We start from the raw sequence: 15082 nt of genomic DNA on the forward strand, positions 1-15082 counted from the left end.
CAAGGTAGGTGTTTCAACCGTGAATGCAAATTCCAAAGTCTCCATTGTAATACCTTTCTATAACTGTGCTTACGTCCGCACAGCGATTGAAAGTGCGCTGAGCCAAACGTATCCGAATATTGAAATCATCGTCGTTAATGATGGCTCAACGCAGCATATGGAGAAAATTGTTCCGTACATGGACCGGATTGTTTACGTGGAAAAAGCTAACGGAGGTACGGCGAGCGCGCTGAATGCCGGTATCCGGCGCGCCACTGGCGACTATTTTGCCTGGCTCAGCTCCGACGACATGTTTGAGCCGCATAAAGTAGCCAGGCAATTGGCTTTTATGCAGGAAAAAGAGGCTAAAGTCAGCTACACCTCCTATGTTCATATGGATGGGCAGGGGACCATCTTTGGAGGACCTTCAGGTATTGGCTGTTCCACCAAAATGGAATTCTATAAAACCATGCAAAAAGGCTGTATTATCAACGGTTGCACCGTGATGCTGCATATGGATGTCTTCCAGAAGTCGGGGTACTTTAATGAGACTCGCAAATATACGCAGGATTATGATTTCTGGATGCGGGTTATGAAACGGTTTCATTTCTTCTATTTAAATGAAAGCCTTGTTCGCTACCGGGTGCACCCCGAAATGGGGTCTCGCAAGCATGAAAGCGAGATTGTCAAAGAGATCCAGTCGGTACAATCCCTCTACCGGAAACAGCTGGATGCTTTGATAGCCAAAGAGAGGATGACGATTACTTTTCCTATTATTACACTCAGCATTGGCGGAGCTCAGAGAATGTTGGCCGAAATGGTCAATGGGCTTGCGGCTAAAGGCCATGACGTTACCGTTCTGATGCCGCCTGAGGGCGTCGTAAACTATACGATTAATGCCAAAATCATCCGCACCAAACAGAACTATATGATTCTTGAAAAAGATTATCCCAAAGCGGATGTCATTGTTTCCAATTTCTATACGATTGTACCCGAAGCATATCAGGCCAGCATGAACGGAAAAGGTGTGCACGTCCGCTTAAGCCTATGCTATGAGCCTGCTTTTCTTCCGGAAAATCAAATCTCTTTCCCTACTTATCATATTTCCAAACATATCGTCGTTCTCTCCAATTGGCAAAAGCAGCTCATTGCACTGAATCACGGTCATCAGGCGCATATTGTGCCGGTGGGCGTCGGTACGGCATTTAGGAACATGTATATTCGCAATACGCAGACCCAACTGCAAATATCGGCGATTATGCGGAGGCCGGAAGGCGGCTATTCCTGGCACAGAGAACAGGATTATTTGATCAACCAACTGGAAATCGTGCAGGCCAAGTATCCCGATGTCCGCATCAACCTGATGTCTCCTCCGGAAGAGTTTAGAAGCTCCCCTCTTTTACAGGCTATCAAATCCAATCATCCGACTTTTCGCTACTTAACTCCTGGGCACGATGGTGCTATGGCCTATCACTATAACGAGACGGATATATTCGTTAACTCTTCTACTTATGATTCTGCCTCACTACCAGGACTGGAGGCTATGCGCTGCGGGGCCGCTCTGGTCACAACCTACAATGGGGGAAATATGGATTACTGCCGGCATGAACAAAATGGTTTGATGTCTTACCGCTATGAGAACCGCTTGGCAGCCGATGTCGGCCGGTTGATCGAGGATGCCGAATTGCGCAAAAGACTGGCGGCTGCCGGGGAAATTGAAGCCTCGAAATGGACGTGGGAGCGAAGCGTAGATGCCTTTGAAAGAGTGCTATATGACATTCGAGCATCGCGATAGATACCCAGATTTATATATTTAGGTGATAGTCTAGGACGAGGGTCTATTCCGCTGAGTAGTATAGGAGTGTGATGGAATCCAATTTTTGTTAGGATATGTAAAAATTTTGGAGGTGCCCTATGTCCCGTATAACAGAAGACAGCGTGGTTAAGAAAACCACTCGTGTTGTTAGGAAAAATGACTGCAGCACGAGGAAAAGAGGCAAGAAAAATAAGTGTCATGTATGCAAGAAAAGATTAAGAAAAAGAACGATCAAGGTCATATGCAAGCAGCCGAAAGCTCCTATTGTCCATGTTACGACCCCTCCAGCAGAAGTCAACGTTCAAACCAGTCCCCCCGAAGTCCATGTAACAACCCCGGAAGTTCATGTCACAACACCTCCTCCTATCGTAAACATAGAGACTCCTAAACCCGATGTTCACGTCAAAGTCGAGACACCGAAAACGGAAGTAAAGGTTAAAGTGGATTACCCGGATGAGAGTTGCAACGAAGAGTTGAGAGACTTATTGGAGCAATATTGGGATACAGAGGTTGAACTGTTCACATCAAGCGGAGCAGGTTCCGGGGGAGAGCCGCCAAACCGGATCGGAATGGTTGAGAAAATTGGTAAATCGACGTTAATTCTTCGTCCGACAACGGGGAACGACATGGATCAAATCGTTATTTTCTCGATTTGCCATATCATCGGGTTCAGACCTTATACACCGGTTCCGGCTCTGTAACGGCAAGTCAGATCCAATTACAACCTAATTGAAGGAGGAAGAGTTACATGGATGTTATCGTTATTGTTGCTGGTAACAGTTATGCTACAATGCGTGCCGTTATTAACTGTTTTGACGCTACGTTAGATTTTCCCGGACTTGAAGTAGGGGCTAAGTTAACACCTGTTCTTGCCTCATTGATGGAGGCAGGATTTTCAGTGGTGGATTTCACCGGTAACGGTAACGTTACGACGTACTTCATGGTTCGTGAACAGGCAGTCACGAGCTGTAATCCGTTAACAGCAGTCGAGGGTCGATTAAATACGCAGGTTACTATTCAAACAGGCGCAGGAACAGAGAGCGGTACGCTGGTCCTTGTTGGTTCCGATGTCGTTGAAATTCTTGAGCCGTCAGGAGATATTCTCCTTATTCCAGCTTCCAGCATTGAATCCGTGATATAAGGAGGAGAAACTATGTCATTCGCAGAGTTACTGGCGAGTTTTATCGGTAGAACGGTTGAAGTGTACTTTACGAGTAATCCGCCTATTATCGGCACATTAGCTTCCGTAGACGATTGTATTTTTACTGTACAAATCAACAACACGTATTACTATAGTCCACCGGTAATCGTGACCATCGTGGCGGATCAGATAGATTTCGTACGTGTAGTAGCGTAATCGGAAGGGAGGAGATTACGTCGATGGCCTTGTGTCTCCTCCGTCCCCCCGAAGGAGGACGGTTTGTTCCTTCATCCACTTCATCCAGCCGGCATATTTCTCGGAATGTTGATGCGTAATGCTGGATTGGCGGACTCTCCGATGATAGAGAGGCTCAGGCAGATGCCTCAATTGATGAGAGTGCGACAAACGGATGATGATTTCGAAATCCTCGTATAACCTACCCCCATAAGGAGCATTCACCATCCAGCCATGGATGCTGTGAAGGGTCTCAACCCGATAGCATCGAGGTGCTATCGGAAGAGCTCCGGCAAGCAGCGCCTCAGCGTTAAAGGCAACAGGCGTCTTGCGTAACCCTCCGAAAATAAGCTGTTTTCGTGCTCCTTCTGTCCACTCGTAATAATCCCCATACAAGAGTGATGTATCCGGTGCTAGGGTATCCGCCGTTTTAAGCAAGCGCCGAATGGCGTCTGGCGGAAGCCAGTCATCGGCATCAAGCTCCAGCAGCCAAGGGGCTTCAGCTACCGATAAAGCAGCATTCAAACAATGGGATTTGCCATAGTTAGCTTGGTTTACATACGTACGAATACGCGGATCTGCGGGTAAGGATGCCAGTTTCATCTGCGTGTTGTCGCTGGAGGCGTCATCTATAATAATCAGTTCCCAATCAGGCATGTTTTGTGCAATAACGCTTCGAATCGCCCAAGGAAGATAATCGGCATTATTGTAGGTGCATATTGCGATACTAATGGCGGGAATTGGCTTTACTTTCGGCTGGACAGCGCTTGACCCTGCTTCCAGAATAGGTTTGAGCAGGTCCCACTCTTCCTGCGCCTTATGCCATTTGGGGGAATGTTTGGACTGGGGCTGCCACCATTTGCTATGGAGGGTCTGCCACGACCATTCTCTCTCTAAATGAAACTGATTATCGTGAAGCAAATAAGTGTCAAAGGGCAGTTCATCTTTCTCCAGGAAAAAGGGACGGCCACTGGATCGCACAGCGCTTGTTCTCCAAACAAGAGGAGGGGAAGAAAGATTGTGCAAGTTATTGGCAGCCCCGCGTTCATAGACCATGCCGGCACAATGCTCCGGCAGCGCAGCAAGCTGTGCGGACAGCTCGGAGATAAAGCTGCTGCTCAATAAGTCTCCTGCATGCAGAGTCATAAAAAAGGGTTGATCATAAGCAAGTAGATGATCGTTCAAGGCTGCTGCGTCGTAATCATGTAGGAGCATAATGGACCAATTCGGAGCGATATGGGACAGATTGGCTATTGTAGCATCTGTATGAGCTTTATTGGACGTTCCTAGCACGTAGACCAGCATAGGCGACTAATTCCCCCGATCATCAGCAGGCTTATTGCATTCTATGCGGATGGCAGGGGGGTGGTTCTGCTGCGGGCAAGCTCGCACTACGAATAGTTGAGCCTATTCATAGGAACTTGTCCCGAGCAGGACTCGGACTCAAAGCGTGAAACTGGATTGTGGGGCAATGACTTTATGGACAATGAGATAGTCATAGATTCGAGAGGTTGATGCTTGTAGGGAGTGCTGATTGGATGAAATCACGATTTCGGGTTTACTGGGCGGCTCATAAGGCGCTGAAATTCCCGTAAAGTTAGGAATAACGCCTGCCCGCGCTTTCACGTAAAGTCCTTTCGGATCTCGTTTCTCGCAGATTTCAAGAGGGCAATCGATGAAAACCTCGATAAATTCCCCAGAGGCGTACAAAGATCGCGCCAACTCCCGATCCGCGCGGTAGGGCGAAATGAGAGCAACAATCGTAATGATGCCTGCGTCTACGAGCAGCTTGGCTGCTTCGGCCGTCCTACGGATGTTTTCACTGCGATCATTCGGGGAAAAACCAAGGTTGCCGTTTAAACCATGCCGAAGATTGTCTCCATCCAAGACGTAAGAACGTATATGTTGGGTGAAAAGCAATCGTTCCATTTCATAAGCAATCGAAGATTTGCCTGAGCCGGAAAGCCCTGTGAGCCAAATCACACAGCTTTTGTGGGAATTCAGGTGGTGCCTCTCGCTCCTGGAAACATTGGATGGCTGCCACTGAATATGTTTATCGGACAAAGGGTTCCCCTCCTTAGCTTGTATTTCTATATGTATATGTGAGAAGAGAATGTCAGGTTCTGGTCTGAAATCCTTATAGGAATCCAATCTGATAGATGAAGAACTAGATTTTGAAAAATTGGATGAATGGGGTGTATTCCCACTTCAACCCAAACCGCATATGTTAATTGGGATAGCCTAAGCGGATGAGGAGGGAAACAAACATGCAGGATCAGATTACTTCGATTCTGGAGCATATGGCGAAGTCGCAGCACGAGTTGGCACGTACCTTGGAAGCCAAACGCGAGGTGATTGCTCATATGGCGAAGATGGTTAGTGAAATCCCTGACCATAATCCTTCCTTCGGAGAAATCGAAGCATTAATGGAACATTCCTTGAGTATGACCAAAGGGATTACCAGCTATTTAAACAGTCTTGCCGATTTAGAGGATGCCATCGCGGACAATCTTTCGCCAATTATGAAGGTTATGAAAGAACAACCCGCTGATGAATAAACGAGGGGCAGGGAGTGGGGACATTGAGCAGAAATGATAGTTACTTGTCTTACCTGGATGCTACCGCCAAGATTCAATATAATGTAGCTCTCATTCTGGAGGCTAAGGCGCTGCATGCCGAGAAGTCGCGCAACTGGATATGCCAGCACCTGTCAACGGCCGCCTATGAAAGCAATGCTGAGCATGTGAAACAAGCGGTGGATATCCATGAGCAGCTGATTGAGGTCATCGATGGCATTACCAAGATGGAGGTAGCCTTCGCCAAAAACTTGGGCGTGCTCATCGCAGAAGAGGATAATTCCAGCCTTGGCGGCAGTGCTGGCGGCGGATTTGGCGATTTGTTCGGAGGTTCAGGCCTCGATGATACCAAATGAAGATAAATGAAAGAGAGCAGCAGATCAAGCTGGATATACTAGAATCTCTCGCAAGAAGCCAGCGGGCCTTGGCCCGAATCATTGAGAGCGTTGCCGATTCGGTAGAGAGTTCGCCGCAGCTGGCCGGTCAAATAGCTGATAATCTCACAGCTATCGTGAGTTATCAACGGATTTTGACGAGGAAAATCATAGGATTGCCGATTCGTGTGAAACAGAAGGGAACGGCGAAACAACCGTGGTTAAACACGAATACCGGCGTTCTTCAAGGCAAGCGTTAGGCTCCCCCTCTTCTTAGAAGGTATAGAAGAGGATGGGGCTTTTTTTACATACGTGACGCTGATTTTCATTTTACTATAAGCGCTTTCATCAAAATCGCAGTAGTCATTCGCCAATTTCTAGCCAAGCTAGGTAAGTGCATATGAATCTGTCCCAAGGCAGTCATACTATAAAAGCAGGTCGAACGTACATGATCCAGTTGCCTTGGGAAGGGAAGGCGATCTGTGATAGATGTCCTATTTTGAGCTAGAGATAATACGGGCTTAAACGTATGCCGTGTCCATCGGGATGGATAAACATACAATGGGAACGAAAACGAAAGCACATCACAGTGGGAGGGTGTGGACATGAAACAGCGTGGGCAGCGAAAGTTGTCAGTACCCAGGAGGAGAACGAGGCCAGTTTTCAAGCCCATTTCAAATCATGAATCGCCAAAAGTATCTGTCGTCATCCCTGCAATGAACGAAGGGAAGACCATCGCGTCCGTCATTCGTCAAGCCCGGTTGGTTCATCCAGCTACAGAAGTCATTGTGGTCGTCAATGGTTCCTACGATGATACGGAGCGAATTGCACGCCGGATGGGGGCACGGGTTATTTCATTTAAGGAATCATTAGGGCATGATGTCCCCAGGGGCATTGGCGCGAGCCATGCGAGAGGGAGCACTATCCTGTTCATTGATGCGGATATGGTGATTGCAGCCAAAGATTTGCGGCCATTCGTACAGGCGGTGGATCGTGGGGTTGATGTCGCGCTAAACAGCTACTCTGGCAAAACAGAGAAGGTGGATGTGCATCCTGTTGTGCTAGCCAAACACGCGCTTAACGTTGCACTCTCCCGGCCCGACCTGCGAGGAGCTTCGATGACGACAATCCCGCACGCTATTAGTCGTAAAGCGCTAAACGAGATTCATGCCGCTAATTTAGCCGTGCCGCCACTTGCTCAAACGATAGCATGTGTGAAAGGACTCACGCTCCACAAGGTTTACAACGTAAATGTGGGTCGGACGAATCCTAGAAAACGAAGAAAATTTAAGGTGGACCCGCTGCAAAATCTTATTCTTGGAGATCACCTCGAAGCCCTGAATTGGCTGCATGAACAGACGAATGAGCGTGGTCAGCTAACGGATTTAACAAGGGACCGAACCTTTGTGGGGTGAAGCTGTTGAATAAACCAGTGAAGAAACGTGTGAAACAAAGGCCAAAAGTGAGAACCTTGAGACCTCTGAGAACCCCCGTCCCTGTACGCCGTCTGCGCAGGGCCCCCAGACCAACCAGAACATCGGCGACGCTGTCTGTTGCGTTAAGAAGAAGAGTACACGCAATTGGCGCCCGTTATGCTACGGACCACCCGTTGATCGAGGGGATGGACCCGAACTCGTATATCAACTCCCTATGGTGTTCCTTTTATACATCCGGGGAAATTGGGACGATTTCGGCGGGGCAGTACCTTCCGGTCTCCCGAGCGTTCCTTGAAGGGTATAGCGAGAAGCAGGGGATGCCAACCCCAAATCTCGTGCTTGTTCCGACAAGGCAATCCATTGGAGCCGTCATTACGGTATCTAATGAGGAAAAGACGATTGCGCGCGTGCTGAACGCGCTGGAAAGAATGCCGATGAAGGAAATTATTGTCGTCATTAACGGCTCAACCGACAACAGCGTTCATATCGCCAAGCAGTGCCCTAAGGCAACTATCATCCATTATCCGAATCTCGTAGGTCATGACGTTGGCAGGTCGATTGGCGCCAAGCTTAGCTCAGCCGACATGGTGCTGTTCCTGGATGGCGATATCCCGATTCAAACCGAGGAATTGTTGCCTTTCATTCGGGCCATCGACCAAGGCTGGGATGTTGCTTTGAACGACATTTCCCCTTATATCGGTCTCTTCATGCATCGCGATGGCGTCTCTATGGTGAAACAATTCGTAAACCGGGTTCAGGGTCGACCGGAACTGGGTGCCAACTCCATGACGGCGATTCCCCACATGCTTTCCCGCAAAGCGCTCCAGGTTATCGGCAGCGCAGCGTTAATGGTACCTCCTAAAGCTCAGGCGAAGGCAATCCGTTATGGATTGCGTATTTGTGCACCAGCAAGCATCGATGTGGTCACGGCCAATAAACCTACCCGATTGAATACAGGGAGCACGAATCCCGTTTCAGATCTGATTGTAGGCGATCATTTGGAGGCCCTCCATATGCTGCTTCATGAACGTGGAAGAAGACTTGAATTCAAGGATGTTCTTCGTACGCGAACTGCTCTGTCGGGGGGATCCATATGAACAGCACAAGTATCATCATCCCAAGTTTTAATGAAAGACAGTTGCTTCTAGATTGCATTTACTCCATCAGAGAACATACACGAATCCCCTATGAAATTATTGTGGTCGACAATGCCTCTACCGATGGGACACTGGATGCTTTGATTCGTGAGCAGGTCCCCTTCGTGTCCTTCTCCGAAAACAAAGGGTTTCCTGCAGCCTGTAACGCCGGCATGAAGCTGGCCAGGGGCAGCTCTGTGCTTTTGCTGAATAATGACGTTCTGCTAACACCTAATTGGTTGGATCATATGCTCACTTGTCTGTATTCTCGACATGATATTGGTATCGTAGGTCCAATGACCAACTATGCCAGCGGTATTCAACAAATGAAAGAGCCATATACGAATCTGCCGGATATGGTTCTGAAGTACAATGTGGGAAATAAAGGGAAATACAAAGAAGTTCAGCGTTTGATTGGCTTCTGCTTTTTGTTCAAACGTGAAGTGATGGATAAGATCGGTTACCTGGATGAACAATTCAGTCCTGGGCATTACGAAGATGACGACTATTGCTATCGCGCAAGGAAAGCCGGCTACAAGCTGATGCTGACCGAAGATACCTTTATCTTCCATCATGGCAGCGCGAGCTTCGGCAAGAAAAGCGAAAGCCAACTGCAAGCTATCGTGGAGCGTTCGCGCAAGATTTTTATAGAAAAGTGGGGCGTCGATCCCCAAGCATTTTTTGAGAAAGCATGATGAAAGGATGTCGTTGCTATGAAGGGAGTCATTCTAGCGGGGGGAACTGGCACACGTCTGCGACCCTTGACGAAAATGATTAACAAACATCTTCTACCCGTCGGTAAATATCCTATGATTTATTATGGGATTGAGAAGCTGAGAGCAGCGGGAATCACCGATATCCTTCTGATCACGGGTAAACACTCCGTATCCCTCTATACGGAATTTCTGGGGAGCGGGAAGGAGTGGGGCGTTAACATTTCCTACAAAATACAGGAAGAGGCCGGCGGCATTGCCGATGCGCTGGAGCTTGCCCACAACTTCGTGCACCCGGGCGAGAAGCTGCTTGTGCTGCTTGGCGATAATCTGTTCGAGGATTCGCTGGCTGGGTACGTGAAGCAATTTGAAACTCAGCCGGAAGGAGCCAAAGTGTTTCTGAAGGAAGTAGAGGACGCCAGAAGATACGGGGTTCCGGTCATGGAAGGCGATCTGATCAAGCGGATTGAAGAGAAACCCGAGCATCCGCAATCCTCGTATTGCGTCACAGGGATTTATCTGTACGATTCTACGGTATTCGACTTGATTAAGACGGTAGAGCCATCTGCGCGTGGCGAGATGGAGATTACCGATGTGAATAACCTATATGCGAGTCAAGGCAAGCTCAGCTATCACTTGCTGACAGGGTGGTGGATCGACGCCGGCACCTTTCCTTCTTGGTTCGAAGCGTCCGATAAGCTGCGCGAATATCCGAACGTTGAGGCTGCAGCACCCAAGTCGGGCGCCGGTGATGACAAGTGAGGAAGTACGATTACATCATCATCGGAGCGGGGATTATTGGCCTCACGATCGCCCGTGAGCTGAAGCAACGAGAGCCAGAAGTGTCCATTTGCATCCTGGAAAAAGAGTCCGATGTGGCTGCACATGCAAGTGGACGCAACAGCGGAGTTCTGCACGCCGGCTTCTATTATTCAGCGAACAGCTTGAAAGCGAAGTTCACGAAAGAAGGCAATCAGGCCATGCGAGCTTACTGTAAGCTTAACGGCCTGCAGTTGAATGAATGCGGCAAACTGGTCGTCGCCAAAGATGAAACGGAGTTAGCCGGCCTGGAAGAGCTGAAGCTGCGCGCAGACATCAATGGCGTGCAGCTCACCTGGATGAATGAGCAAGAGATTGCTTCCATTGATCCGAATGCGAAGACATACCGGAAAGCTTTGTATTCACCAACAACGGCATCGGTTGATCCCGTAGAAGTTTGCAGGACTCTGAAGCGTGAAAATGTAGAGAACGGTGTAGAATTCCATTTCTTGACGAAATATCGCAAGCACCGGGGAGATCTCCTTTTTACGAGCTCAGGCACCTTCAAGTTCAATTATTTGATCAATTGCGCCGGGCTTTACGCCGACAGCATTGCCCATGATTTCGGATTCGGAGGGAAATATACGATCATTCCGTTCAAAGGCATTTACTTGAAATATACGAAAAACAAAACGGATGTCGTCACGAACATCTATCCCGTTCCCAATTTGAAAAACCCATTTCTCGGGGTTCATTATACCAAAACGGTGGATGGCAGCATTAAGATCGGGCCTACGGCAATGCCGGCTTTTTGGCGGGAAAATTACCAAGGGCTGCAGGGCTTTAACTTGAAGGAATTTCTGCAAATTGTCGGCTTTGAGCTGAAGCTGTTTATCACAAATTCGTTTCACTTTAGACGCTTGGCCTTTCAGGAAATGCGCAAGTATATCAAATCCTATTTCATCGGTTTAGGGATGGGAATGGTCAGAGAAATCGACCCCAAGGGCTTCGGACATTTTCTCAGACCGGGTATTCGAGCGCAGCTGCTCAACGTTGAAACCTTGGAGCTTGTGCAAGATTTTGTCATCGAAGGCGACAAACGCTCGATGCATGTACTCAATGCGGTCTCACCGGCATTTACGTGTTCGATGCCATTTGCCGCTTATGTCGTGGATCATATTATGAAACAACGAGGAGGAGCCCTTTCATGAAAGTGATTTCGACCAAGCTGCCGGGGGTCCTGGTGCTCGAACCGAAAGCGCATGGTGATCATCGCGGTTTTTTTATGGAAAGTTACAACCAACAAACGTTAGCTGGCGAGGGCATTCATCATGCCTTTATTCAGGATAATCATTCCCTTTCCGTAGAATCGGGGGTGCTTCGAGGCCTGCACTACCAATTGGCGCCGAAAGCGCTAACGAAACTCGTTCGCGTTGTATCCGGTGCGGTTTATGACGTCGTTGTTGATATCCGCAAAGGTTCCCCGACTTATGGACAGTGGGTCGGCGTTATCCTAAGCGCGGAAAACAAACGGCAAATCCTGGTTCCGAAGGGCTTTGCCCATGGCGCATGCACCTTGGTTCCGAATACGCAGCTGCTGTACAAAGTGGATGATTATTATTCCCCGGAGCATGACCGAGGCATCGCATGGAATGATCCTGCCCTTGGTATCGATTGGCCTGTATCGAATCCGATCTTGTCGGATAGGGATCGTCAGCAGCCTACGCTTGCGCTAGCGGACAATGACTTTGTTTATGGAGGGGACTTATCATGAAAACCATTTTGGTCACGGGAGCGGGCGGGTACATCGGCAGTGTGCTGGTGCCGAAATTGCTGGATAAAGGTTATGCCGTTAAGGCAGTTGACCGCTTTTTCTTCGGTATCGATAAGCTCCCGCAGCATCCGAATCTCGTAACGATCAAAGAGGACTCCCGTCGTCTGAAAGAGGAAGCCTTCGCTGACGTTTATGCCGTCATTGACTTAGTGGCGATCTCCAACGATCCGAGCGGTGAGTTGTTTCAGGAAGCAACGCACCAGATTAACCATATTTCCCGTGTGAGCACGGCACATAAAGCGAAGAAACTTGGCGTGAAGCGGTACATTCTCCCGTCTTCCTGCAGCTTATACGGCTTCCAGGCGCCGGAAGTCATCGTCGATGAAAATTCGCCGACAAACCCGCTCACGACATATGCCAAAGCAAACGAAATGGCGGAACACGGCGTGCTTCCGCTAGCTGATGAGGCCTTCACCGTCGTTGTCATTCGGCAGGCCACTGTCTACGGCCATTCTCCCCGACTTCGCTTCGATTTGGCCATTAATGGCATGGCGTTAGGCGCTTATCAGAATGGGGTTATTCCCTTAATGAGAGACGGTTCTCAGTGGAGACCGTTCGTTCATGTTCAGGACACAACGGATGTCATGTGCTTGCTGCTGGAAGCTGATCCGAAAGTCATTAACGGCGAAATCTACAACGTGGGTTCGGACAGCAACAATTATCAGCTCGGCCAATTAGCACAAGAAATTACCGCAGTCATTCCTAAACCTGTAACGATTGCCTGGTATGGAGCGCCCGATCACCGTTCCTATCGCGTTAATTTTGACAAAATCGAGAAAGCCTTGGGTTGGCAGGGCAAATGGACGGCTGCACAGGGGGCATTAGAGATTTATAACGCTCTGGCTGCAGGCGAGGTACCAAGCATGGATCAAACGATTACGCTGGATTGGTACAGCGAGCTTATCAAGTGGCACAAAATTATTAAGGACGTTACGCTCTATGGCGGTATCTTGGATATTCAAGGATCGAGCGAGTAATGAAACGCATCGCGCTGCTAGGCGCCAAAGGCCAGCTAGGCTCCGATATTCATCGGGTATTGCAGGAAAACAGCCAGTTCGAGATCATCCCGGTCACGAGGGATATGCTGGATGTGGAGAATACAGAAACGATTATCCCCATTCTTGAAAAGCTTGGCCGCATTGACGTGCTCATTAACTGCACGGCGTTTCATAACACGGAACAGTGTGAAGCCGATCCGCTCAAAGCTCTCCGCATTAATTCCATTGCCGTTCTGCGTATGGCGACTTATTGCAAACAGAATAGCACGCTCTTTATTCATTTCAGCACGGATTACGTGTTCGACGGCAGCAAGCAAGCGCCATATACGGAAGAAGACCGGGTGAGCCCCCTGAATGCTTACGGCAGCAGTAAAGCAGCAGGAGAGGAAGCTATTGCAGCTTACTTGGATACCTACTTTGTTTTTCGTGTATCCTCGTTGTTTGGCGAAGCTGGGGCCAGTGGGAAGGGCGGCAATTTTGTAGAGACAATGATTAGACTTTCGAAACAAGGCAAACCTATTTCGGTTGTTCAGGATGTCATCATGTCACCTACGCATACACAAGATGTTGCTGAAACTGTGAGGGTTTTCCTTGAAAAAGAGATAACGGATTACGGTGTGTATCACTGTTCGGGTGAAGGAGCCTGCAGCTGGTATGAGCTGGCAGTCCAAACGTTTGCATTTTGCGGGATTACCTGCGAGACGATACCGATAATGAACAGCGCGTACGCTGCCAAAGTGCGCAGACCGTTATACAGTGTGCTGGACAACAACAAACTGAATCGTATTTATCCGATGAGAAGCTGGCAAAGCGCCTTGGAGCAGTATTTGCAGCGCAAAGGATATGTCGTTATCCATGGAGGTGAGATGGAATGAGCGCTTTAAGAGCCGTGAAATCGAAGAAGTTGCCGATCAGACCGCTGAAAAATCAGAGAAGACGTGTACGCAGAGCCGTGAAAGTGAAGAAGCAGCCGGCTCCCCTGTCTCGCTACCGGGATGAATGGCGAAGAGGGAGTGACCAGGGGTACGGAAAAGGCTGGTCGCATGGTTTTCACATGGGACGCTGCCAAAGCATCATGCGGGACATTCCGCAGGAGCGGGGCATTATCTGGGATTTGAAGGTGATGTTCGTTAGAGCTAACGGACTGCCTTATACCGCGATGGATGAAGGGATCGAGGCTAGTCTGCGGGACATGGTGAGAGAAGTCATTGTCGTGAATCCCGTTGACCCTCTTGTTCAAATTGCGGCGGAGACAAGGCCGGACCTTGTCCTTGTGCTCGATGCCATTGGGCAATCCTTGCCGGGAGATGTGGTGCAGGCCATTCGGGCGCATGGCATTCGCACGGCGATTTGGCTGCCGGATGATCCGTATCATTCAGATCAGTCGACCGGACTCGTCCCGCACTTTGATTATGTATTCACCCTGGAGAAAAGCTGTGTTGAGCCTTATAAGGCACTCGGCTGCCAGAATGTGCATTATTTGCCGTTCGGCATAAATCCGGATTCCGTGAAGCTGGACTATGTACCTACGAATTTTCGCAAAGATATTTGTTTCATTGGCACAGCTTTCTGGAATAGGGTTGCGTTCATTGATGAAATAGCCGATTATCTGCAGCACAAGGACGTGATGATTAACGGTTATTGGTGGGATCGGCTAAGTTCTTACGACAAGTTGTCTTCCAAAATTCAAGGCTTATGGTTGAGCCCGCAAGATACGATGAAGTATTACCATGGGGCCAAAATCGTGATCAATCTTCACCGGGCGACAGATGACAAATCCCATAACAGCAACAGCAGGCAAATCCCCGCTTTCTCGCCTAATCCTCGGCTTTTTGACATTACAGCAGCGGGCACATTGCAATTAACGGATGTCCGTGACGAATTGACAACCTTCTATAAACCTGGGGAAGAGATTGACACCTTCAGTTCCCCACAGGAGCTTATCCAGAAAATAGAGTACTATTTAGCCCATGAAGAAGAGCGGCAGCATATCGCATTGCGAGGATTGGCGCGGACGCTGAAGGATCATACGTATCGCAAACGATTAAATGAATTGTTAACGATAACGAACAAAGGCGGGTGAACG

Annotated in this window: 18 protein-coding genes; 16 read left to right on the forward strand and 2 right to left on the reverse strand. The window is 48.8% G+C overall.

The window, feature by feature from the left end:
• Nucleotides 1–19 precede the first annotated feature (19 nt).
• The 4 genes from PCH02S_RS36490 (at nt 20) to PCH02S_RS23835 (ending at nt 3152) form a co-directional block, all read left to right on the forward strand.
• Nucleotides 20–1774, forward strand: a complete 1755-nt coding sequence (locus PCH02S_RS36490) for a glycosyltransferase (RefSeq protein WP_246069230.1) — start codon at nt 20–22, stop codon at nt 1772–1774.
• Nucleotides 1775–1893: 119 nt separating this feature from the next.
• Nucleotides 1894–2496: a hypothetical protein gene (locus PCH02S_RS23825; protein WP_127456594.1), complete on the forward strand. Its 603-nt coding sequence runs from the start codon at nt 1894–1896 to the stop codon at nt 2494–2496.
• A gap of 47 nt (nt 2497–2543) precedes the next feature.
• Nucleotides 2544–2936: a hypothetical protein gene (locus PCH02S_RS23830; protein ID WP_127456595.1), complete on the forward strand. Its 393-nt coding sequence runs from the start codon at nt 2544–2546 to the stop codon at nt 2934–2936.
• A 12-nt stretch (nt 2937–2948) separates the two neighbouring features.
• Nucleotides 2949–3152 carry a hypothetical protein gene (locus PCH02S_RS23835; protein ID WP_127456596.1) on the forward strand — a complete coding sequence of 68 codons (204 nt, stop codon included), beginning with the start codon at nt 2949–2951 and terminating at the stop codon, nt 3150–3152.
• A 15-nt stretch (nt 3153–3167) separates the two neighbouring features.
• Here PCH02S_RS23835 and PCH02S_RS23840 read toward each other — a convergent pair whose 3' ends face one another.
• Nucleotides 3168–4475: a glycosyltransferase family 2 protein gene (locus tag PCH02S_RS23840; protein ID WP_127456597.1), complete on the reverse strand. Its 1308-nt coding sequence runs from the start codon at nt 4473–4475 to the stop codon at nt 3168–3170.
• 138 nt (nt 4476–4613) lie between these two features.
• Nucleotides 4614–5234, reverse strand: coding sequence for an adenylyl-sulfate kinase (gene cysC, locus PCH02S_RS23845; RefSeq protein ID WP_127456598.1), 621 nt, complete (start codon nt 5232–5234; stop codon nt 4614–4616).
• A 203-nt stretch (nt 5235–5437) separates the two neighbouring features.
• Here cysC and PCH02S_RS23850 point away from each other — a divergent pair, with 203 nt between their 5' ends.
• The 12 genes from PCH02S_RS23850 (at nt 5438) to PCH02S_RS23905 (ending at nt 15079) form a co-directional block, all read left to right on the forward strand.
• Nucleotides 5438–5728: a hypothetical protein gene (locus PCH02S_RS23850; RefSeq protein WP_127456599.1), complete on the forward strand. Its 291-nt coding sequence runs from the start codon at nt 5438–5440 to the stop codon at nt 5726–5728.
• A gap of 23 nt (nt 5729–5751) precedes the next feature.
• Nucleotides 5752–6102: a restriction endonuclease subunit S gene (locus tag PCH02S_RS23855; protein ID WP_127456600.1), complete on the forward strand. Its 351-nt coding sequence runs from the start codon at nt 5752–5754 to the stop codon at nt 6100–6102.
• Nucleotides 6099–6380 carry a hypothetical protein gene (locus tag PCH02S_RS23860; RefSeq protein WP_127456601.1) on the forward strand — a complete coding sequence of 94 codons (282 nt, stop codon included), beginning with the start codon at nt 6099–6101 and terminating at the stop codon, nt 6378–6380. Before PCH02S_RS23855 ends, PCH02S_RS23860 begins: the two co-directional genes overlap by 4 nt.
• Nucleotides 6381–6725: 345 nt before the next feature.
• Nucleotides 6726–7535, forward strand: coding sequence for a glycosyltransferase family 2 protein (locus PCH02S_RS23865; protein ID WP_127456602.1), 810 nt, complete (start codon nt 6726–6728; stop codon nt 7533–7535).
• A gap of 5 nt (nt 7536–7540) precedes the next feature.
• Entirely contained in the window at nt 7541–8653 is a 1113-nt protein-coding gene (locus PCH02S_RS23870) for a glycosyltransferase family 2 protein (protein WP_127456603.1), read from the forward strand.
• Nucleotides 8650–9387 carry a glycosyltransferase family 2 protein gene (locus PCH02S_RS23875; RefSeq protein ID WP_127456604.1) on the forward strand — a complete coding sequence of 246 codons (738 nt, stop codon included), beginning with the start codon at nt 8650–8652 and terminating at the stop codon, nt 9385–9387. Before PCH02S_RS23870 ends, PCH02S_RS23875 begins: the two co-directional genes overlap by 4 nt.
• 18 nt (nt 9388–9405) lie before the next feature.
• Complete coding sequence (locus PCH02S_RS23880) at nt 9406–10167, forward strand: sugar phosphate nucleotidyltransferase (protein ID WP_127456605.1); 762 nt, start codon at nt 9406–9408, stop codon at nt 10165–10167.
• Nucleotides 10164–11375 (forward strand): L-2-hydroxyglutarate oxidase, encoded by a 1212-nt coding sequence (gene lhgO / locus PCH02S_RS23885; protein ID WP_127456606.1) that lies wholly within the window; start codon nt 10164–10166, stop codon nt 11373–11375. The genes PCH02S_RS23880 and lhgO overlap by 4 nt, the downstream gene beginning before the upstream one ends.
• On the forward strand, nt 11372–11938 hold the full coding sequence (gene rfbC, locus PCH02S_RS23890; RefSeq protein WP_127456607.1) for a dTDP-4-dehydrorhamnose 3,5-epimerase: 567 nt from the start codon (nt 11372–11374) through the stop codon (nt 11936–11938). Before lhgO ends, rfbC begins: the two co-directional genes overlap by 4 nt.
• Nucleotides 11935–12975: an NAD-dependent epimerase/dehydratase family protein gene (locus PCH02S_RS23895; protein WP_127456608.1), complete on the forward strand. Its 1041-nt coding sequence runs from the start codon at nt 11935–11937 to the stop codon at nt 12973–12975. Before rfbC ends, PCH02S_RS23895 begins: the two co-directional genes overlap by 4 nt.
• On the forward strand, nt 12975–13871 hold the full coding sequence (gene rfbD / locus PCH02S_RS23900) for a dTDP-4-dehydrorhamnose reductase (protein ID WP_127456609.1): 897 nt from the start codon (nt 12975–12977) through the stop codon (nt 13869–13871). Before PCH02S_RS23895 ends, rfbD begins: the two co-directional genes overlap by 1 nt.
• On the forward strand, nt 13868–15079 hold the full coding sequence (locus tag PCH02S_RS23905) for a CgeB family protein (RefSeq protein ID WP_127456610.1): 1212 nt from the start codon (nt 13868–13870) through the stop codon (nt 15077–15079). Before rfbD ends, PCH02S_RS23905 begins: the two co-directional genes overlap by 4 nt.
• Nucleotides 15080–15082 lie beyond the last annotated feature (3 nt).

This window comes from Paenibacillus chondroitinus NBRC 15376, assembly GCF_004000765.1.
GTDB classification, from domain to species: domain Bacteria; phylum Bacillota; class Bacilli; order Paenibacillales; family NBRC-103111; genus Paenibacillus_E; species Paenibacillus_E chondroitinus.